Source organism: Streptomyces sp. NPDC127084 (assembly GCF_042724175.1).
Taxonomy (GTDB): Bacteria; Actinomycetota; Actinomycetes; order Streptomycetales; family Streptomycetaceae; genus Streptomyces.
The window spans coordinates 6,071-27,172 of sequence record NZ_JBHXFA010000105.1; the positions used below are offsets into that span (position 1 = coordinate 6,071).

The following is a 21,102-nucleotide window of genomic DNA, read 5'->3' on the forward strand; positions in this document are numbered from 1 at the left end:
GGGGCGCTGTTTCTAATCCTGCGGGGGGCACTCGCGGTACACCCACCAACAAACACCATCGCACCCGCGCTAATCCCCAATTGTAAACGCGGGTTCAATAAACAATCACCCCCGCATTTTCTCACTCTCTCAGTGCCCGCGACACACCTCCGACACACCCGTCAGGCCGTGTCGCCCTCCTCTTCCAACGCCTTTGCGATCTTCGCGTTGGCGGCTTCCTCGTGGCCGTCGATACAGCCGTGGTACCTGCGGTGAATCACCTCCGGCGAGTTGCCGACCCGCCGGGCCACCTCGGCGATGGGCACCCCAGCATTCAGCCAACGCGTGAGGTGCAGCAGCGGGATCGGATTAGCGCTCATGCTGCTGTCCTCCCTTCCTGGGGCCAGAGCCGAGAGTTGGCGTGCCGAAGGGCGGCGCCCGACAGGGCGTCCTTTCAGGGCACGGAAGTCGCGCAGTCCGTCGCCGCGGAGTCCTTCACCGGAATCTACGCCGATGCAAATGCCATCGCGTCAGCCCACATGGCACAGATCGGCAGTCTGCTGATGCCGAATGCATCCGCCGTGGTCGATGGCGCCGTGGTGGGATCCCCGCCGTCCGAAACAAAGAAGCCTCGGTTGTACCTCTCGGGCCCCGAAGAGGCAACCGCTGCCGTGGCGCAGCCCTTCCGCAGTAGCGCCATCCAACCGCTCATGCTCGAAGGAGGGATCGGAAAGGCATCGGCCCTGAAGCTCTCCTACACGAGCCATCAGAAGGCGAGCCGAGTGCTCGCCGCCGTCGCGTACGCGCTCGCCAGCGACCACGGCGTGGAGGAAGAACTCCTCGACATCGCCCGGGGCCGCACGGCCGGCTACCTGACGGAGACGGAGTACTTCCCGAAGACTGCCGCTCGTGCATGGCGGTGGGCCCCGGAGCTGCGAGAGGCGGCACAGGCCCTCGGCGATGCCCACTTGCCGACCGCTCTGATGGACGCGTCAGCGGAGGTGGTGGAGCGCTGGGCAGCTCTCAAGGACCAGCCGACGGGGGTCACGGAAGCGCTCGACCGGCTTCACACCGCACCTGAGATCTGAGGCGAGCCAGAGCGCCCCCACCCGATCAGGTGCCCGACGGCCTCCAGGGAGTCGGGCACCCTCACATCCGGGATGTCGATGTCCTCGGACCCCAGCCGTTCGCCTGTCCCTTGATCGGTACGACAACGGCTTCTAACTAAGGGTTTTAGCGGGGTCCGGGGCGGTGGCCGTGGCCGGGCCGGTTGTGGCCCGGCTTGCCGTGACCGGGCTTCTTTCCGGGCTTTCCGTGGTGGGGGCGTTCGTGGTGCGGGGGCTTGGGCTTGGGTTGCTGCTTCTTGTTGATGGTGGTGGTCGCGGTGGCGGTGCTGGCGCCGGTCGCGCCGCCTCCGGAGACCGTGGCGGTGTTCGTGGCCTGCTTCGGTGCGTTGGAGGCGATATCGGCGGTGAGGGTGATCGGGGGGGAGCTCTCACCGGGGTCGAGGACGTCGGTCCGGGTGCAGGTGAGGGTGTCGACGTCACAGGTCCAGCCGGTACCCGACAGGCTCACCGCGGTAAGGCCGGCGGGGAGGGTGTCGGTGAAGCTGACCGTGGTGCCGTCGGTGGCCTCATCGCCGCTGTTGGTCACGGTCAGCGCCTCCGGGCGCTCACGGGTCCGTGCCCCCAGCCCAAGCGATCCCGGTCGGCATCCGAGCTGAACGACTGCGCCAGCTCGCGTTCGGAGATGACCCGGTGCGGACGGGTTCTGCTGTCGGATCGTCAAGTCAGGTCTGCGGCTGAACACATGAGATCGAACCGGCACCGTGTACGGGTGGTAAGACGGCTCGGTGGCACCCCGATCCTCTTCCCGGATTCACCCTTATGGGTGATACTGCGATCTTGTGACTTTGCCCCTTCCCTGGCCCGATGAACCTCCGCATCAGAGTCCGAGCGCGACTGTCCCTGACGATCCCGACCTGACACGCGTGCTCGCATGGTTTCGCGGACATTCGGACATGGAGAAGCGTTTTGCCGGCGTGCTCCGGCAGTCCATCGACGAGGTCCTCGACGGCCAGCGCACCGGGCGATTTGACATAAAGAAGCTGGATAAGACGGAAAAAACCTATCTTGGCACGAAGGTTGAGATCGTCACGCGCTCTGCTTTCGGCCTCGAGTACGGACAGGCGATGGACTACGAGATCGCCGGGCAAGAGGTCGACGCGAAGTTCACGAGCGAGCGGACTTGGACCATCCCAAAAGAAGCCATGGGGCATATCTGCCTGGTGATGTCGGCGGATGACCATCGCGGACGCTTCGAGGTCGGCCTGATCCGTATCGCTGAAGGCGTGCTACGACCCGGTTACAACCAGGACAAGAAGCGAGGGATCTCGGCGCAGGGGCGGCGGGCTGTTCACTGGCTTGTACCGGATGGCGCACTTCCGACGAATGTGCTCCTGTCTCTCCGGGACGAGGACCGCGCAGCGATCTTTCGCGCCTCGAACGGGTATCGAGGCAGTGGCAACGGTGGACAGCTGCGGATCAACGAGTTGTTCCGCAGAGTGGCCTTTCATCGCACGCCCAGCGGTCCGGGCGGAGGTTGCACGGTCGACCGGACGACGACCCTGACCGTCGCCAGCCAACAGGATTCGCCCAAGCGCGTCCGCGATGCTCGACTGCCACAGCACCTCGGTCGTGAGGGCATCGTCATCCTTGGCCATCAGGGACGGCACCCCGTACTCGCGCGCGCTCTCGGCTTGCCTGTCCCCGACAAGGGCTCGTGGGTGGCGGCACGCCTCGCCTTTGCTACGGAGGGCGATACCGATCCGGTCGTCCAACTCGACGGACATCGATATGTCCTTGCCCGCGCGGGCGACGCGTCGGCCCCTGCCCCCACCGAATATTGAGCGAGCCACCAGGGAGCGTCAGAGCGTCGCGACGTACGTCACCAGGTCGTCGTAGTCGCGCAGACGACGCTGCTCCACCATGCGCATGAACATGTCACGTTGCCGAATCCTGTCCTTGTTGTTGATGAAGACTGCTTGAACCGCTTCGATCAGCGGTGAGAGTGCCAGGTGGTAGACACAGTCGAGATCACCAGTACCTCTGCCCAACCGGCCAAGCATGTAGGGACGAGGCTCCATGGTCACGGCGGCGAAGTGCGGCATGCGCCCACGACGCATGGTCGCCATCTTGGCCCCCTGGGTACGGGGATCCTGCAGACGATCCGTGCGCAGGGACCACTTCAGCGAGAATCCCGCCACCAGATGGTTCGGTATCTCGGCCGCGCCGGTTGGCGCGGACGGGTCGGAACGGCCCACAGCCACGTCGAGACGGAGGGGTGATTCGTCACCGAGCAGCTCGACGAGCGCACGCCGCCGCACGTCGGCCGCGGCCAGAGCTTCCTTCAGATCATCAACGAGTTGGGACGACTCGGGCGCAATGTTGTGGGTGGCGCGCTCCAGAGGTATCAGCGCAGTGGCCACCTCGGGGGAATCGTCCTCGGAGAGGCTTTTCAGCGCGTTCAGGTACGCGTACTGCTCGAACTCCGCCAGCCGCCGCTCGGCGCGCACGATGAGGTGGGGTGCTGCCGGGGCAATCTGCTTGGCAAGATCGACCACCATAGCCGCCGACCATGCTTTGTCCACGGTCTTCGGAGCGCTCTTGTCATGAGGTACGCCAAGGAGCTCAAAAAAGGCGTGGCCCAACTCCTGGGAGAGCGAATCGTTTTTGTCGCTGGTGTTGGGACGTCCTTCACGGAAACCGCAAAGTTCAAGCGCGAACGGCGCGGGCACACCGCCTCCTTTCGTACGGATGCCCGCACCGTACCAGCGGCCCGTACCTGGCCGTCTTCGCATCCAGACTCACGCCCACGAGACAGGCGGGGGGCCTTCGAGCGTGTTGGCCGAGGCGATGCCGGTGGCTCCCTGCGCAGGTAGGGCTTGAGGCGCTCTGCAATAGCCCACGCCAGTCTCGGAGGCACGGCGTTGCCGATCTGTCGAGCGATCTCGTCACGGGCCCGTACCCCCGCGCAGCGGCGAAGCCGGCGGTCACACCACCGCAACCGGCGAACAAATAGATCAAGGAAATGGGTCGGGCCATGGCGACACGGTGGATACCATCAGTGACGAGCGGCCGCGAACCCGGAGATCAATCGCAAAAGACCCATAGAGACACTAGGTTTACCCGTTTTGTCACACCCGCTGGCCGCCAAGCCCGCCGACGACGTAGAGGACTCATGCCGGACGTACTGATGCTCCTGCGCGAGGTACGCCGCCCTCCGCACCGATGGAGCGCACGATGATGCTCTGCTGTCAGTGGCCACAGGTAGCCTGTGTGTCCGCAGTTGATGCTCAGGGCAGACTTCGCAGCACTGTCTGAAGCACCTGCCCTCATTCCTTGCAGCCGACATAGTGGAGAACGAGTGCAGCCCGTCAAAATCGTCGACCTGTTCGCTGGCCCCGGCGGGCTGGACGTGGCGGCGGAGAAACTCGGCATCCCCACGGTAGGCGTCGAATGGGACGCTAGCGCATGCGCGACGCGTCGTGCGGCGGGTTTGGAGACTGTGGAAGGCGACGTACGCGACTACGGACCGTCGCATTTCCCCGAGGCAGATGTGCTCGCCGGAGGCCCTCCCTGCCAGACGTTCACGGTGGCCGGCAATGGGGCCGGACGCAAGGCGCTCGACGACGTGCTCGCATTCGTCAAGCGCATGGTGGCCAGAGAAGATCGTGAATTGATCAAGAAGGACCTGGCGCAGCTGCAGGACGAGAGGACAGGGCTGGTACTGGAGCCTCTCCGCTGGGCGCTCGAAGCGATCGACGATCACGATCGCCCGTACCAGGCGATCGTCCTCGAACAGGTTCCTGCCGTGCTTCCGGTGTGGGAAGCCTTTTCCGAGGCCCTGGAAGGCGAAGGCTACTCGGCGGATTGCGGGATCCTGCGAACGGAACAGTTCGGGGTCCCCCAGACCCGCAAGCGGGCAGTACTGATCGCCCGAACGAGAAAGGACGCCCCGACCCTCCCGACTCCTACGCATCGCCCCTACCGCAAGGGAGTCCCACGTGACACGGGGGATCCGACCCTGCTGCCGTGGACAACCATGTCCGACGTACTCGATCGGCGGACCCCGTTCGTCGTGATCTCCAACTACGGCACGGGGGGAGACCCCAAGGCACGAGGCCGTCGCCGTTCCGACGAACCCTCGGCCACGGTCACCGGGAAGATCTCCCGGAACCGAGTCGTCGCCTTGGACGGCAACGAACTCGAACGCTTCACTCCCTCCGAAGCGGGACGACTCCAGACGTTTCCGGGCGACTATCCGTGGACTGGGCGTGACGTTGCTCAGCAGATTGGCAACGCCGTGCCTCCCCGCCTGGCCATCCATATCCTCAGCGCGGCATTCGGATGGAGTCCGCCGTCCGAAGCGGTACTGAAGAGACTCCTCACATGGGGTGGCGAAGTGGCTTCACATGGAGTGCCTGAGCCGCGGCGAGCCAGTGACCAGGGCGCGCTGCCGACTTGCGTGCCGCTCGACGCCGGGCAAATCGGGACATCGAGCGGCGAGACGTCCACCTGATTTTCAGGCTTTGGGTGCGCGAGGCTTCGCCTCGCTTCATTCCACGCCGCGCCGCCGCCGCACGACCTCGATCACGCGGACCGCCGCCGCTTCCACCGACTCGTGTTCCCAGACACGCAGAGGCAGCCACCCTGCTGCTTCGAGCCTGGCGTCCGTGTCGAGATCCCGAGCACGATTCTTCTCGATCTTCTCGCTCCAGAATGCGGCGTTTGTCTTCGGCCAGGTCGCGTGCTCGGGGCAGCCGTGCCAGAAGCAACCATCCACAAACACTGCGACCTTGGCCGGCCCGAAGACGATGTCGGCCTCACGCCGCACCCCCCTGATCGGCCGACGATGCACGCGGTAACGGAGCCCCGCCGCATGCAGCACTCGCCGCAATGTGATCTCCACCTGCGTGTCGCGACTCTTCTGTCGACTCATCCGAGCCCGCGTCGCATCGGAAGTCTCCAGGCGCCTCATGCTTTCCATCTTGCCGTACCGATCCCCCGGCAGAGCCCGCTCCACAAAGTCACACGCTCTCGTTCGAAATCCGCCCCCTGACCTGCGCGTATGCAAGCAGCTCCTCGAAGTGGACGATAAGTCTCTCAATCGCCTCCTCTGGGACTCTCTCCTCCTCCGGACCTTGGGGCAGCTCATTTCTGGGCGATGGAATTGATGACTCGGCGCCCGCGATCCACTCGCGCAGCGGTTCCCGATCACTTTCCACATCCGGAGCGATGACGTCGTACATCAAGGTCGCTGCGGCAGCATTGACTGCCGACGTCAGGGCGTTGACTTCTCGACCCGTGCGCACATTGCCCCGTTCAATGAGCCTGACGAGAGCAAGAGCGGTGGGACGGTGGTCGATGACGTCGAGCCGAAGGGCAGAGTTGAGCATGTCCTGGTTGCCACAGGCCACCACAACGGGTCGGTAGTCCGAGCCGTCACGGAAGAGTTCGGCTGCCCACCAGAGCCGGGCGAACGTCTGCTTGTAGTGCGGGCCGAGGAACCTGTCGCGAGCCACGCGCCCAGGCGATCCATCCGCCTTGGGTTCGGACCGATGCCGCCACACTACGTAGTCCGGCGCCACTCCAAGGGCCAGATATGTCCAGTACCCCTTCTCGCCCGCTTCCCGACGTGTGAGTCGCAGGGTCTCATGCAGACGCGGTGCCAGCCACGCGTCCGCTGCCGTGGCACGTTCATCCCCGAATCTGCCCAGCGCGTGTTCGATCAGATCCCGGACTCGGTCCAGTCTCAGGCGCGCGTCGTCACCCGGCAGTCTCTCGGCAATCTTGTTCAGCGCGATGGAGGGAACGTCCTCGCGCCCCTCGAGTAGTCCTGTGGAGATGAACTCGGCAGCCTGCACATCGGAGATCAGAGCAAGCCGTTCCGGCAGGTACTCGGGACGCGAAGTCACGCGAGAGTCTCCTGGTCGATTCGTGCGATGTCACGGACAGTGGTGGCCAACGCCTTGGGAACCTCGGCACGACGTGCGGCGGCGTACTGGATACGAGGTTGCAGATCCGTCCAGCTCCCCTCACCGGTACGCCGGAGATGCACCTCTCGGAGAGCATCCTCCACCGCCCGCCCTGGGACAATGTCCGGAAGCATCTCTCGCAGCACCGCGCCTCGCCAGTCGGGCGGGAAGAGCGGCGTCCCGTCGTCCTCGATCTCCAGGTCGCCGATGGCAGTGTGGAATACAGCGGTCCATACATCGGCGCACATCTGGGCCAACAACATCTCGCCCACCACACCCTCCACCTTTGAACCCCGGCCCTCGACCAGTGCTACGAGGCCCTCGAAGTCCGAGTTAAGGCGGACTGTAGGCATCCGCCCAGAAGTATCCACGATCCAGGGTGCGTCGCGGAAGCTACGCAGCCACTCGGCGCCGCGGGCGAAACTGACCGTGGTGACGTCCAGTTGGCGATCCCTCAGCGGGACATCGGAGTTGATGTCGATCACCCACTCCTGATCGGTGGAGCCGATGATCCGACCAGGCGTTTCCTCGACCGTGGCCACCACGTGCACAGACAGCGACGCGCGATCCAGGTGGTCGTCCCGGTCGAGCTCGATCTCTCCGGTCCACTCCCTGCCACCGTCCAAACCGCAAGTCAACGGGATGAAAGTGCGCGCGTTCGTGGCCCCCTCCGTCAGAACGGCGACGACCTCGATGTCGGACCAGTGGCCCTTCGTCTCGATCTCTCGGGCCGGCAAGGTCGCCGTCAGAGCCAGCCGTGCGATCTGCCAGTCGTCGCGCTCGGCCATGCCGAGTGCCACGACCTGCTCGACGACCGAGTATCCCTTGGATTCCAACTGCTCACGGATGTCTCCGGGGCCGCGCAACCGGACAGCCGTGACACGCGCCGTCACGGCACCGGTAAGCCGGGGGTACGGGTAAACCCTCACGCGAGACCCCCCTTGCTCTCGTGGAGCTCGACAACGAGACCGCTCAGTGCAGCCTTCACCGGATGTGTGGACACGTCGGTGACGCCCCGAAATACCGCACGACGGCTCCCAAGCGGGAAATGCACTGTGCCATCTACCACTTCGCAATTGCTGACGGCAACGAGTTCCGCCCATTTGACCACCGGACGAGGACCGGAGCGAACTTCCAGCTTGGCAACCGGGTTCATTTTCCAAAGGTCTCCCCCAGCCGGCACTTTGACCTCGGCAGTGATCTGCCACGCACCGGAAGGGTCGACCACTGCCTCCAGATCACTCAGCTTCGGAGGCGTCATCGTCCCCCTGACCTTGCCGGCGGGCTTGCCCGAGATCTTGAGGCGTTTACTCACCCTGCTCGGTCCGCTGGGCTTCTTCTCCTTGGCGACCGACACGAGTTCGTGGACGGCCTTGTTGGCCTCCGACGTCAACGCTGCGATCCGCCGATGGGCCGAAGGCGAGTAGCGCATCCTCAACTCCTCCGTCTGACCCCACTTGTTGTGCTCCGGCGGCTCGGAAGATCGAAGAAACTCCTCGGCTTCGGCTGCGAAGGGCGCATCGTCACCCGCCGCCCGCCCCACGAGCAGAACTGCCTGGAACGGGTTGGTTCCCACAGAAAGGCCCGGCACCCAGCTGGTCTTGACCGTCATGCGATTGCCGCGCATCGCAGTCACCTGGTTGATCTTGCCATCGGCATCCGTCGCCTCGGTGATGAGAAGTACGGCCCTGTGTTCACCGGCCGTTCCTGTCAAACCGTCCCTCTCGGGCACCTTCAATGGCACTGTCACGAGAGCTACTTGACCGGCTTCGGTGAGCCGGTCCACCGTGTTGCCGCTCAGAAATGCCTGAAGAGCCCGCGAGCGCGCGGGTTGATGCACTTCAGGCTCGACCCGTTCTTCCTCTAGGTATTCCACCCCGTTGCGTAGCGTGCGCACCGATGCTTCCAGCAGAGGTCGGCGGTCCCCTCCGGCTGTCATGGCAGCCCAGAAATTGCGACCGAGCGCGCGAACCAGCCGCTGGTGCATACGCTCCAGGCTGTCCTCGTCGTCAATCGCATCGCCTTCGAGGGCCTGCCCGGCCCCGGCGAGGCTGGCCACATCGTGTGCTCCGACGATCAAGAACGATGTGCCGGGTTCATCCCCCTCACGGGTGAGATGCAACTCCTCTGCCGTCTCTTCATCAGCCCACCAGGAACGGACGACCTCACTGTTGTCGGCCCCGGGATCCGGCTGACCGAACCAAGCAGGCCCGGCAAATCTCTTGCCGTCCACTTCACGCCAGGGCAGATCGAGTCGTCCGATCAACCGCCGTCGGGTGTGCCCCTCATGAGGTTCGGAGAGCGTGGAATTGATGAGAACGAGCCCCAGCCGGCTGGTTGCCCAGAGCGTGGCTTTTCCGAGTCCGTACGAACCACCCGCCTCCACATCCGACTTGCGGCTTTCGAGTTGGCGCCGCACCACGGCGGCGAAGCGGCCGTCATCGTAGTCGTCACCGGTCAGCCCGTTGGCGTTGTAGTCGTCTACGCGAAGCAGAACCAGCCGATCCCGCTCAAGCATTTCCCGCAAACCGGCGCCGATGACCCGCCCGACCTTCTGGTCCTGTGCAGCAGCAGCCTCATAGTGCGGGTGGAGGTCGCACCAACGGATCGCCGTACGGAACCGTGCCAGGGTGTCCCCCGTCAGTTCGTGCAGGGTGTAACGGACCCTCACCGGGCGATCGTTCCTTCTGTCGCGCTCGTCGAGGCTGTTCTGCGTCGCCTCACGAGCCAGGATCTCCAGGTCGGCCTCGAAGGCGAAAGCCGCCGCGTTGCCGAACTCTCTCCCGCCGTCGTCGTGCTCGGGCCGGTGGTACCACGCGACCGATGGCTTCGAAGGAGGGTTCGATCGTTCCGGACCCCCCGCGAAGCCCTGCGTGCCTTTCGCATCGACTCCAAGGGTCTCCTGCACCCTGGCCAATAGGTCGGGTTCAGGCATGGAGCGACCATCGAGCCAGGCTTCGACAAGCGCCTGCGTCACTGCCAGCCTGTATGCCAATTCACATTCGTCCGTGCCCTTTTCACGCAGCCGGTCGGTCAACCACCGGCCGAACTCCATCTCCCTCGACACCACCGCTCCCTCTCTCCCATCGGAGCCGCTCTCTGCCTCCGGCTTGCCCGCACTGTCGTTCTGCACTGATGCGCCGGCCCCCGCCTCTGCCCGCCCCACCGAGCCTCTGTGCCGTTCGGACATCTCAGCGACCTCCTGAGCTATCTTCTGGGCGGCCTTCTCCCGGCGACGTTGCGCGTCGGGGTTGTCAGGATCCAACCCCACCTGGATCCTGAGGTCCTCCAACGCGCGCTTCTCGATCTGCCGGATACGTTCTCGCGTGACCGCGAACTTCTTCCCGATCTCCTCCAACGTCCAGGCTGTGCCGTCGATGAAGCCGTATCGCAGCAGAAGAACATCCCGGGTCCTATCCGTGAACAGGCACGCATCGAACAGCTGGAAGAGTTCCTCGCGTTCAAATTCCGACCAAAGCTCCTGCTCCGGCCCCGGAACGCGCTGTAATTCATCGACGACCAACTCCCCGAGGAACGTATTCTCACCGACCGGTTGGTCGAACGACAGAACCACCCGATGCGCCAACCTCAGATACTCCGTAACCTTTGCGGAACTGAGTTCGCACGCCAAAGTCAGATCATCCACATTGGGGGTTCTTCCCTGGTCGAGAAGCGCTCGCTCCTGCTTCCGCACCTTCTCCACGTCGTTCCAGACGTGAACCGGAAGCCGAATCGCCGCCTCCTCATTGATCACGGCTCTCGTGATTCGTTGCCGAACCCACCAAGTGGCATAGGTGGAAAACTTGCACCCCATGGAGACGTCGAACTTCTCCATGGCTCTAATGAGCCCTACCATGCCGTGCTGCGCCAGGTCCTCGTACATGGGACCACCTGTCCAGCGCCCCATGCCGCGCAGGATCTTGTGCACGAGCCGCTGATTGTGAATGACCATGGCAGACGCGGCCCGGTACGCCTCGCTGTCTCTCGGGAGTGTCGCCAAGTAGCCATCGGGCAACTCGTCCGAGGAATTTCTTGTTCCTCGGAACAGAAGGCAGAGCCCCACCTCTTCCTCGGCGCTCAGTAGACGCCGGTGCGGGTTCACGCGCCGACGATCGGCCTCGAGTAGGTTGCGAGCGGCGCGACGGGCCGCTTCCATGTCGTCGACACGCACCGTCCCTCGGAGGGACTCGAGGTCCGGGGCTCCATCTCCTTCATCGAAGGAATCCAAGTCGTCGACCACCTTGTCGAGACCGGTCCCCTCCTCGGGAGCAGCGCTCTCCGTGACGTCCGGTGTGTCTGCTTCGTGTCGGGCATCCTCCTGTGCCGCTGCCACGGCTTCGTACAAGGCTTGGGACTCTTGCGCCTCGAGGCGTGCAGCCCTGATCACTTGCATCAGGGCTGCGCTGCGCTCGACCCCTTCATCCGTGAATCGACGTATGAGCCCGACAAGCAGCTCCCGACCGGGTTGATCCAGCCGGATCCCGGATGTATCGCCCCGCTCTGTGGTCATCACGCCCCGCACCCCTACTTCGTTGCCGCTCCGTCGTAGTCCATCACTCAACGGGCCCTCGCTGCCAGCACTTCCTTGCCAGGGGCCGCGCGCCGAGGGTCCGTCGCTCGGTATTTTTTTGAGGACTTGTGAGCGTGACCCAAGGGGAGAGTTGATGCGCATCATTCCGAGCGAGATCTCGAGCAGCACGAGAAGCCAGGCCGAGCGCAGTGTGTTCGTGGCTCTCAAGGCGATCCCCGACGACCAGAGCGTCGCCCTGCACACGGTTCATCTCCCCAAGCACCACAAGAAGCGTGTCGGCGAGATCGACTTCGTCCTCATCATGCCCGACATCCTGCTCTTCATCGAGGTCAAGGGAGGTGGGGTCCATCACCGCGACGGACAGTGGTACTACGGGCCACCTGGTCGCGAAGAAGGCCCCAAGGAAAGCCCCTTCGCCCAGGCCAGCGGAGGCATGCACGAGTTCGAGCGGGAGCTCGGCGACCTGATCGGGGACTTGAGGAACCACGGCGTGCCGAGCGGATACCTCGTGATCACCACGGACGTCGACATCCAACGGACGACCGAGTTCGAGCCCCAACAGTATCTGGGCGCCACCGCGTACAACGGCGGACGCGGTCTTGCACAGGGCATCGAACGAGCCACTCGCTTCTGGCTGGCTCGGAACCGGTGGGCCCGCACCCCTGTCTCTGCCTCCCTGCGCAAGAAGATGCTCGAGGCCGTCCGCCCGGATTTCGACCTCGTGCCCAATTTGCAGTCCCGGTTGACGCACCTCGACGTCGTCTTCGAACGCCTCACCAGCGAACAGATCGACAGGCTGGACGAGTCGGAGTCCAACGCACGCCTCATCTGGACCGGGGGCGCCGGCACCGGCAAGACCTTCCTCGCCGCCGAGGCGGCGCGCCGCAAGTCGGTCACCGGCAGTGTCCTGTTCACCTGTGCGAGCACCACGCTGGCTGCTCACATGGACCGGATCCTGACAGGCGACTCGATCACGCTCCTGCCCTTCGACCGTCTGGACGAGGTTCGAGGACGCACCTTCGACCATCTGATCGTGGACGAAGCACAAGACCTGATGACCTTCGAATGTCTGGACACCTTGGAGAAGGTCGTCTCGGGCGGCCTCGCCAAAGGCCACTGGCTCTTCATGCTCGATCAGAACAACCAGGTACTGGTCCCGGATTCGTTCGACCCCGAGGCCTGGGACTACCTGCTCACCCTTGGCTTCGTGTCCGGGCCCTTGAAACGCAACTGCCGCAATACCGTGCAGATCGTCAAGCAAGTACACCACTACACGGGAGCCGACCTGGGAGTCGCGTCCGCGGGCGAGGGCGAGGCGGTCCGCTACGCCGACGCACAAGACGTTCGCGAGGAGGCAGCGGTCCTCGACGTCTATGTCAACGAGCTCGTGCGGGAGGGTGTCTCGCTCCGGGACATCACGCTGCTGTCCGTCGCAGGGGACTGGGAAGCGAGCTCGGCCCGTCTCTCACAGCGAGCCTCGAAGATCGAGAAGTTCTCCGACGTAGTCGGAACCGACCGCACGAAGCACCGTCTCACCTGGTCATCCGTCGCCGACTTCAAGGGCCACGAAAACCACGTGGTCTGTGTGATCGACCTCGAGCCCGAACAACTCGAGGGCCGTCTTGACGCACTGTACGTCGCCCTGACCAGGGCTCGCGCCCAGCTCTGGGTCGCTTGCCGCCCCGGTACCCGCCAGACCCTCAAGGATCTGGGTATGACCGTGCTCACCCGGGAAGGACGTCGCAAGTGAACGACTCCGCATCCCAACTTGCGGATTGCCGCGCCCGCTTCGTGAAATACCTGCACAAGCAATTGGTCGGACCGTCAGGTGCCGAGGATGAGACGCTCGTCGACCCGCCCGACCGGCGCTACCTGATGGGCACATTGTATCCGCGGGGTGCCTCCTTGCTCGAGCACTCGCAGGACGACGGCGAACAAGACTTCAACGAGACGGAGGCGGGAAACGGGGAGGAGGACAGCTTCGCCGACGATCCGGTGGCCGAGGCGAACGCATGGCTTCCGTCCTCGCTCGGCTTCTCCTTCTTCACCAACGCTCGCCGCATCAAGGTGACATGCGCGGCCTCCCGCTACATGACGTTGAGGGAGGGAGGGCGTCGCAGCTGGCGAAGGCAACCTCGGCTCTCCACGACAGAGACCGTGTCCGCGGAACGAACCACGCCGATCAGCGTCCTGGACGGTCACGGGCTTCTCCATGTCCGGTGGAGGCCTTTCGGCAACGGACATCTCATTACATGCGTGCTGGCGAACGCCCACGACGAGGAGGAGAGCACCCGCAAGGATCGCGATCTGATGCTCTTCCAGGTCGAACTGCGGGCGACGACACTCGATGGATCGTCGATCCTGGAGTACCCGAGTACCCGTCTCAACAGTCGCGATGAGGAAGAGCAGGAACTCCGGGTCCAGTATCGGCACATCGTGACCAGAGCCGTGGGACACGGATGTGCCGTCGAGTGGGACTACGAATCCGACCCCGTCACCACCGTGCAAGCCAAGGTCATGCCGCAGCAGGTGGTCGAGCACATCAAACCCGACGGCCCCAAGGACCTGCGGGTGCTCAACCTCGCGTACCTCTCCCGACCCGATCTCGCTTTGGACGGGCTCAAGGCCGATCTGCACTCCTTCGTCCTGGGCTATCGCAAGTGGTTCGACACCCAACGGTCCGAGGCGGAGTCCCTGCGCGCATGGGCCGCCGCGCCCACCATGCGCATCCTCGAACGCATCGGGACCGCGGTCGACCGCATGATGTCGGGAGTGGAGGCTCTCACACAGTCAACACCCCTAGGGGCCAAAGCACGTGAGGCCTTCCGACTGGCCAATCGAGCCATGGCGCTCCAAATGCTCCACAGTCGGCCGGAACTGGCGGGCAGCCGTCGCCGTAGAAACAGCGAAGTGCTCGAACTGTCCGAGCCCGATGGCGACTATGCGTGGCACCCGTTCCAGCTCGCCTATTTCCTGCTCGTGGTCGAGGGCCTGATGAACCCCGAGCACGAGAGTCGTAAGACGGTCGACCTCATCTGGTTCCCCACAGGCGGTGGCAAGACGGAGGCCTATCTCCTCACCGCCTGTTTCGAGATTCTTTGGCGCCGGTTGAAGTTCGGTTCCGCCGGGGGTGGCACGGCCGTTCTGAGTCGGTACACGCTGAGCCTCCTCACCACACAGCAGTTCCAGCGCACGGCAACGGCCATCTGTGCCCTGGAGTACATCAGGAGAGGGCACGACGGGCCGCTGTCCCATGACCTGGGGGGCCCCATCTCCATCGGACTCTGGGTGGGCAAGGAGACGACGCCGAACAAGATCTCGGCCGCGCAGGACGAACTGGATGCCCTGAAGCAGATGCACACACCCGATGACCGCTTCCTGCTCGAGCGCTGCCCATGGTGCGGCACCGAGATCGTCCCGGAACGGCAGGGTCAGGATCGCGACTTCGGCATCCGGGCGGACGGTGTCACCACCTCGTTCTTCTGTCCGCGCGACGCCTGCGACTTCCACAAGCTGCTCCCGGTGTCGGTCGTGGACCAACAGATCTACAAGGATCCTCCGACATTCGTACTCGGCACCGTGGACAAGTTCGCGCGACTGGCATGGGAACCAGAGGCGGGCAACATTTTCGGCGGCAACGGCAAGCGCGCACCCTCGCTGGTCATCCAGGACGAGTTGCATCTCCTGGCCGGGCCTCTGGGAACCACGGTCGGACTATACGAAGCGGCTGTCCTCGAGCTCTGCACGCGCGGAGGTACCGCGCCGAAGGTCATCGCATCCACAGCGACGATCCGACGCTCGCAGGACCAGATCCGCAGCCTCTACGGTCGACCTGCACAGCTCTTCCCTCCGGCGGGGATCAACGCCGGTCATTCCTACTTTGCCTCGCCCGACAAGGACAAGCCCGGACATCTGTACGTGGGTGTCATGGCACAGGGGCACACCGCCTCTACGTCGACCGTGCACGTGGGGGCTGCCGCGCTGCAGGCCCCGAAGGAGATCTGCGACGACGACAGCCTCCGTGACGCGTACTGGACCACGGTCGCCTATCACAACAGCCTGCGGGAACTGGGCCGAACCGTCACGATCGCGCGGGACGACATCCCCGCCCGTCTCGAGCATCTGACGAAGGACGGCACTCGGCGCCGCGGACTGAACGACGACTCGGTGGTCGAACTCACCAGCAACATTCCGCGCGCCGCTCAACCACGACTGCTCGATCGTCTCGGTAAGAGCTTCGAGGAAGCCGGCAGCGTTTCCTTCCTCGCCACTACCAACATGCTGTCCGTAGGCGTCGACATTCCACGGCTCGGCCTCATGCTCATGAACGGACAACCCAAGACGACTTCGGAGTACATCCAAGCCACCAGCCGCGTAGGTCGTCGTCATGTACCGGGGCTGATCGTCACGCTCTTCCGCTCGACCAAACCACGGGACCGATCGCACTACGAGTCCTTCGGCGTGTACCACCGCTCGCTCTATCGGCATGTCGAACCGACCAGCGTCACTCCCTGGTCCATGCCCTCACGCAACCGGGCCTTGCACGCGGTGCTGACCATCCTTGTGCGTCACAGAATCGGGCTGAACGCGGAGGACAAGGCCGGAGACATCCTCGATCACGCGGACGAAGTCGCCCGGATCCGCGACCTCGTGGTAGATCACGCGCGGCGAGCCGATCCGGAAGAGGCCGGCGCCGCAGCCGAGCAGCTGGATTCTCTGATCGAAGCCTGGATGCAGGAGGCTGAGATCGCGCGTGGCGAGGGTAGCCGTCTCTACTACCAGCCCCAGGGACGACTGCACCCGTCACTCCTCACCGACTTCGGCAAGCAGGGTGGCCTGTGGAAGACGGCGCAGTCGATGCGCAACGTCGACCGCGAGTGCCTCGTCTGCGTGAAAGGAACATGAGGGCCATGAAGGATATTCGCCGCAAGGTTCGCAGGTCGCAGACCATCGTCCCGTTCGGCGTCGGTGGAATCCTCGATCTGCGAGGCGAATCGTTCGTAGCCGCCGACATACGTAGTTGGGCAGCGAATGCCGAGCGGGTGGATTCACCACGCCTCGCGAGGAAGTTGGGGGTCGAGGGCTTCCGGTCGGCCCCGGTCATTCCCTCGGGAAAAGCCGCCTACGCGAGCCGCAGCGGGCCCTCCTACGTACGGTTTCCCAAGTGGCTGTTCTGCCCTCAGTGCAGGGAAATGGAGTTCTGGCGCCTGGATCGCGAGCAACGGGACAAGCAGCCGACCTGCGGGCGCTGTGCCAGCAAGCCGCAGCTGGCCCCGATGCGTTTCATCCAGGTGTGCAGGGCAGGCCATATGGCCGACATCGACTGGCGTAGATGGGCCCATTCGAGGAGCGAGGGCCATGCTCAGCGCCAATGCCAGGTTCGCCGCCTCCGGTTCCTCGCCACTCCCGAGTCGTCCGGACTGGAGGCGCTGCGCGTCGTCTGTGCCGTTTGCCGAGCCAGTCGCAATCTGGCAGGAGTCAGCCAGAAGAACATACTCAAGCAGACAGGAGTGGAGTGCACGGGAACACACCCCTGGCAATACGAGACCGACGAGGCGGATCCCTGCGATGAAACGCCACGAGCGGTACAGCGCGGCGCTTCCAACGTGTACTTCCCGATCACCCACTCGGCGATCGACATCCCGGCGCCGGCGGGCCTGTCCGAAGAAGACGAATCGACCCAGAAGGTCGTCAACCACTTTCTGTGGCCAGACTTGAACAACGAGCACGGCAGCCCGATCTCAGACTCCTACAAGGCTGTGATCGCCAACCACTGTGGAGTCACAGAGGCGTTCGTGGAAACTGTGCGAAGCCGCCATGCCGACGAAACAGCGTCGTTGTCGTCCGCTACCGATCCAGACGAGGACCTCAGCATCGCCGAGTGGGCGGCATTCTCCGCACCGGAATCCGTCGCCGATTCCAAGACGTTGTCCGTGCGCCGGACCCATCTCGGGGTCGGTCACGACGACCCTGAATCCATGCAGGAGCTGGGCGCGAGCATAGCCGCCGTGGTTGTCGCCGACCGGGTACGCGAGGTACGTGCGCTCCAGGGATTCTCGCGGTACGAGCCCAGCTCAGGTGACGACGAAGAGGGCGAAGGCGGGCGCGTCGTGTCAGTCGACATACAGACCCGGGCCCGATGGCTGCCTGCGATCGAGATCTACGGCGAAGGAATCTTCATCGCCGTCGACGAGCAACGCGTCGGCAGCTGGGAGAGGCTTGAGTCGGTGCGCGGCTGGACACGACGCATCATGCGCAATATGGACGCCTCCTTCAAGGCCGACCGCCTCAGGGAAAAGACGGGTCCGGACCTTCTTCCGAGATTCGTGATGCTGCACACGCTCGCTCATCAATTCATCCGCCAACTCTCGTACGACAGCGGGTACAACGCAGCGTCGCTACGAGAACGTATCTACGCTCGAAGCCACCCACCGGGCAGTGGACTTCCGCCGCAGGCCGGCGTGTTCATCTATACAGCCGCCGGAGACGTCGAGGGGACGCTGGGCGGACTCGTACGCCAGGGGCAGCCACCGAACCTCGTCGAGACTTTGATCCGACTGCTCGAATCGGCTCAGTGGTGCTCCCAGGACCCACTGTGCGCCGACTCGACCGGTAGGTCTCTGGCCAACCTCAACCGCGCCGCGTGCCATGCCTGCACGCTTCTTCCCGAGACGTGCTGCGAGATCGACAACTCCCTCTTGGACAGGACACTGCTGATCGGCGACGGCGAGGTCCCAGGGTTCTTTCGCGGAGTCGTTCAGGCCGCACTCGAGGAGTCGGCCAGAGCCGTCGATGTGCCGTGAAGATCCCCTCCCTCCTCAACCTCGAACCCGAGCAACAGGCAATCGTCGATCTTCCGTTCCACGGAAACCACGTCGTTACCGGGGCACCTGGCGCCGGGAAGACCACGATGGCCATCTACCGGGCCTGGGCGTTGACAGTTGCCGGGCGCGACGTGGCTCTCTGCACGCGCTCCAATCTGCTGCATCAGTACCTTGCACAGTTGGCACCGGACCTCACGGAGGCCCTGAACGTCACCACCTACCACCGGTGGGTCAGGGACTTCTGGCACAGGCGTTTCCGGACCGATCCCCCGCTGATCGGCGAAGATGCTTGGAACTACGACTGGATCGAGATGCAGCGAGACTGCATCAGACAGAGGTTGAGATCGAACGCGCATCTGGTGATCGACGAGGGTCAGAATCTGCCCGTCGCCTTCTACCAGTTGTGTCGCTTCCTCGGCGTCGGCGTCACCGTGTTCGCAGACGAGAGCCAACGGATCGACGACGACGAGAGCAGCCTGTCGGAGATACGAAGGTTCCTTGACGCACCGGCCGATCAGCTCGTGCTGCGGGAGAACCGTCGGTGCAGTCGGGAGATCGTGATCCTGGCTTCGGAATTCCGAACGGAGACACGGGACGCGATGCCCTGGCCGACACGCTGCGGTCCTACCCCCAGCGTCCTGAAGGTCCCATCAGTGGAGTATCACCTCGCCGGTGTTTCCCAGTACTTCAAAGCCCATCCGGATCGAACCATCGGAATCATTTGCAGATCGACGAGGCTGCTGCGGGACATCCAGAGGGAACTCACGCACCTCGGGCTTGCGAAGTACACCCAGGCCTATGTTCACGACGATCGATACCGGGACACCATCAACTTCGCGACCCGCCCGATCCGAATCGTGACCACGGCCAGCATGAAGGGTTTGGAGTTCGACAGTGTCTTCGTGCCGGACTTGGACGCGTACACAGAGGACCCAACCAGCGTGGACGCCCGTCTTCGACTTTTCGTGCTGTGCACACGCGCCCGCGAGGATCTTCAGTTCGCCTACCGCGGCTCCGAAGAACCCACCATCCTGTCGAACATCCCGGATTCCACATTGACACGCCGCACCGGTTGATCGTGCAGCCCGTCATACCGTCCCAGGCCCGCATCAGCCCTCCCTCGCAAGTCAGAGGCCCGTTCGAGTCAGGGTCGTACCTGGCTTCCGGTGCCACGTGCGCAGGTTCAAATCCGCCCGGGATTCAATTCTCCCCATCACGACCGGAAACCGAGCGCCGGCGCGCACCGAGCCGGCTTCCCATGTTCGGCGGCTCATGCCGGGGGCACAGAAGCCGGAACAGCGTGATCAAGCCGCTGACCAGCAGACGAGCCGAAGGCAGAAGGTCGGACTCGGTTTCACTGAGTCCGACCCTTTGTCGTTGCGTGTCAATGCAGGTGTGCCGCACGTGTACAGCCGGGGCGTACGTTCCTCAGCCCGCAATCGTCGCTCCGCCGGCCCGTGACACCCAGCTCGTCACCCTCGCCGCCTGGTACCGCGGGGAAGTCCACATCCGCCACCACGGAGCACAGTGGCAGTGCCGGCCCGAACCCGACCCCACGGCCTCGGGCACGATCAGCCCTTCTTCACCATCCCCTTCGAGCGCGCCGACGAATACCCCCCGGCCGACCCCGGGGCCCTTCACCCCGCCCCAGGGGGAACGGTCTTATTCGCGGCGCAGTATGACCGCGTGGGCTTATCCTGCCCGCCATGATCAACTGGACCACGATCGAGGCCGCCGACTACGCCATCCCCGCCGACCACTCTATGGAGGAGCTGGTACGAGGGCTTTCTCATGCCTTGGCGGACCCCGATCCTCTGATCCGAGACGGCGCGGCTTACCAAGTGCTCGACAACTGGATAGCCCGCGGGGTGATCGAGGCACCCCGGCGGTTGGCGCTCGGGGATGAGATGGCCGCCCGGTTTCACGACCGGGAGGTCCAGGCCCGCACCTTCGCTCCCCTCGTTCTGGACATGCTCGTGGCGAAGGGGGACTTCAGCAACGGCTGGGTGGACGCCTTCGAGCGCTGGTACCCGCTGGAGAAGGACCTGCGCGGCCACGACGAGGAACTCGGTTGGCTCCATGCGGTCGCGCACGGCGCAGACTTGCTCGCATCGTTCGGGTGCCACTCCGAGGTCGCACCGACGCGGATGCTGGAGCTGGCCGCAGCTCGGCTGACAGCGCCCACCACCCACGTCCTCGACCAACTGGAGGACGACCGGCTGGCCCGGGCGATCGGCCGGGTTCTCACCCGGACCGACATGAGCGAACGCGACGCGACTGCGTGGCTGGACCCGATTGCCGCCCGTTTCGGGGCCGACCGCATAGCAACCCCGGTGCCGGCGCATGTCACCAACTGCCTGCGCACCCTCCGCCTGCTCTACGTCCTCGCCGACCGCGGCGTGCGGCCCGACTCGGAATCGGCGCCGGAAGCCGTCCACCACCGGGAGGCGGTCAAGGACGGCCTCGGCGCGGTCCTCGACCGGATCGTCAAACGGTGAGCAGGGGCTGAGCCCGCCCCGGGGAAACGAGCCGTCGAGCAGGCTCCCTGGAGGAAGCGGCGGTGCTCCGACGGTGGTCCCGTCGGCGGAACACCGCCAAGGCGATCGCATGACGGTGGCCCGTCAGCCCTCCTGCTCCCCGCGCCCACGGAAGGTATCGACCCGCAAAACGCGTCACGGTCGTCGGTTCCGCCTTGGTGGTCCGGGGCGTCACGCGCACGGAGCAGGTGTGGC

The 21,102-nt window shown here is 64.5% G+C and carries 15 protein-coding genes; 8 read left to right on the forward strand and 7 right to left on the reverse strand.

Features of this window, described 5'->3' with window-relative positions; all coding sequences use genetic code 11:
- Positions 1-161 precede the first annotated feature (161 nt).
- Positions 162-359, reverse strand: a complete 198-nt coding sequence (locus ACFWI9_RS22985; protein ID WP_387164697.1) for a hypothetical protein — start codon at positions 357-359, stop codon at positions 162-164.
- Positions 360-518: 159 nt separating this feature from the next.
- Here ACFWI9_RS22985 and ACFWI9_RS22990 point away from each other — a divergent pair, with 159 nt between their 5' ends.
- Complete coding sequence (locus ACFWI9_RS22990) at positions 519-1,067, forward strand: DUF1932 domain-containing protein (protein WP_387164699.1); 549 nt, start codon at positions 519-521, stop codon at positions 1,065-1,067.
- A gap of 145 nt (positions 1,068-1,212) precedes the next feature.
- Here the strand turns inward: ACFWI9_RS22990 and ACFWI9_RS22995 are convergent, their stop codons facing one another.
- Complete coding sequence (locus ACFWI9_RS22995) at positions 1,213-1,632, reverse strand: hypothetical protein (protein ID WP_387164700.1); 420 nt, start codon at positions 1,630-1,632, stop codon at positions 1,213-1,215.
- Between the two features lie 367 nt (positions 1,633-1,999).
- On the opposite strand from ACFWI9_RS22995, the gene ACFWI9_RS23000 reads away from it, so the two are divergent.
- Positions 2,000-2,887, forward strand: a complete 888-nt coding sequence (locus tag ACFWI9_RS23000) for a NaeI family type II restriction endonuclease (RefSeq protein WP_387164701.1) — start codon at positions 2,000-2,002, stop codon at positions 2,885-2,887.
- An 18-nt stretch (positions 2,888-2,905) separates the two neighbouring features.
- On the opposite strand, the gene ACFWI9_RS23005 is transcribed toward ACFWI9_RS23000, so the two are convergent.
- The gene (locus ACFWI9_RS23005) at positions 2,906-3,775 is read right to left on the reverse strand and encodes an NgoMIV family type II restriction endonuclease (protein ID WP_387164702.1); all 870 of its coding nucleotides are present in this window, start codon (positions 3,773-3,775) and stop codon (positions 2,906-2,908) included.
- Positions 3,776-4,404: 629 nt separating this feature from the next.
- On the opposite strand from ACFWI9_RS23005, the gene ACFWI9_RS23010 reads away from it, so the two are divergent.
- Positions 4,405-5,559 (forward strand): DNA cytosine methyltransferase, encoded by a 1,155-nt coding sequence (locus ACFWI9_RS23010; RefSeq protein WP_387164704.1) that lies wholly within the window; start codon positions 4,405-4,407, stop codon positions 5,557-5,559.
- Positions 5,560-5,595: 36 nt separating this feature from the next.
- On the opposite strand, the gene ACFWI9_RS23015 is transcribed toward ACFWI9_RS23010, so the two are convergent.
- From ACFWI9_RS23015 to ACFWI9_RS23030, 4 genes are read right to left on the reverse strand one after another with little or no spacing between them, the layout of a single operon-like run.
- A complete protein-coding gene (locus ACFWI9_RS23015; protein WP_387164705.1) occupies positions 5,596-6,018 on the reverse strand; it encodes a very short patch repair endonuclease in 423 nt (140 codons plus the stop codon).
- Positions 6,019-6,067: 49 nt separating this feature from the next.
- Positions 6,068-6,955 carry a DUF6339 family protein gene (locus ACFWI9_RS23020; RefSeq protein WP_387164707.1) on the reverse strand — a complete coding sequence of 296 codons (888 nt, stop codon included), beginning with the start codon at positions 6,953-6,955 and terminating at the stop codon, positions 6,068-6,070.
- The gene (locus ACFWI9_RS23025; RefSeq protein ID WP_387164710.1) at positions 6,952-7,944 is read right to left on the reverse strand and encodes a hypothetical protein; all 993 of its coding nucleotides are present in this window, start codon (positions 7,942-7,944) and stop codon (positions 6,952-6,954) included. The genes ACFWI9_RS23020 and ACFWI9_RS23025 overlap by 4 nt, the downstream gene beginning before the upstream one ends.
- Positions 7,941-11,525 carry an RNA polymerase sigma factor RpoD/SigA gene (locus ACFWI9_RS23030; RefSeq protein ID WP_387164720.1) on the reverse strand — a complete coding sequence of 1,195 codons (3,585 nt, stop codon included), beginning with the start codon at positions 11,523-11,525 and terminating at the stop codon, positions 7,941-7,943. Before ACFWI9_RS23030 ends, ACFWI9_RS23025 begins: the two co-directional genes overlap by 4 nt.
- Positions 11,526-11,679: 154 nt before the next feature.
- Here ACFWI9_RS23030 and ACFWI9_RS23035 point away from each other — a divergent pair, with 154 nt between their 5' ends.
- The 5 genes from ACFWI9_RS23035 (at position 11,680) to ACFWI9_RS23055 (ending at position 20,868) form a co-directional block, all read left to right on the forward strand.
- A complete protein-coding gene (locus ACFWI9_RS23035) occupies positions 11,680-13,296 on the forward strand; it encodes an NERD domain-containing protein (protein WP_387164712.1) in 1,617 nt (538 codons plus the stop codon).
- Entirely contained in the window at positions 13,293-16,451 is a 3,159-nt protein-coding gene (locus tag ACFWI9_RS23040) for a helicase-related protein (RefSeq protein WP_387164713.1), read from the forward strand. The genes ACFWI9_RS23035 and ACFWI9_RS23040 overlap by 4 nt, the downstream gene beginning before the upstream one ends.
- Before the next feature lie 5 nt (positions 16,452-16,456).
- Positions 16,457-18,349 carry a DrmB family protein gene (gene drmB, locus ACFWI9_RS23045; RefSeq protein WP_387164715.1) on the forward strand — a complete coding sequence of 631 codons (1,893 nt, stop codon included), beginning with the start codon at positions 16,457-16,459 and terminating at the stop codon, positions 18,347-18,349.
- Positions 18,346-19,446, forward strand: a complete 1,101-nt coding sequence (locus ACFWI9_RS23050; RefSeq protein ID WP_387164716.1) for an AAA family ATPase — start codon at positions 18,346-18,348, stop codon at positions 19,444-19,446. The genes drmB and ACFWI9_RS23050 overlap by 4 nt, the downstream gene beginning before the upstream one ends.
- Before the next feature lie 630 nt (positions 19,447-20,076).
- On the forward strand, positions 20,077-20,868 hold the full coding sequence (locus ACFWI9_RS23055) for a DUF2785 domain-containing protein (RefSeq protein WP_387164717.1): 792 nt from the start codon (positions 20,077-20,079) through the stop codon (positions 20,866-20,868).
- Positions 20,869-21,102: the final 234 nt, after the last annotated feature.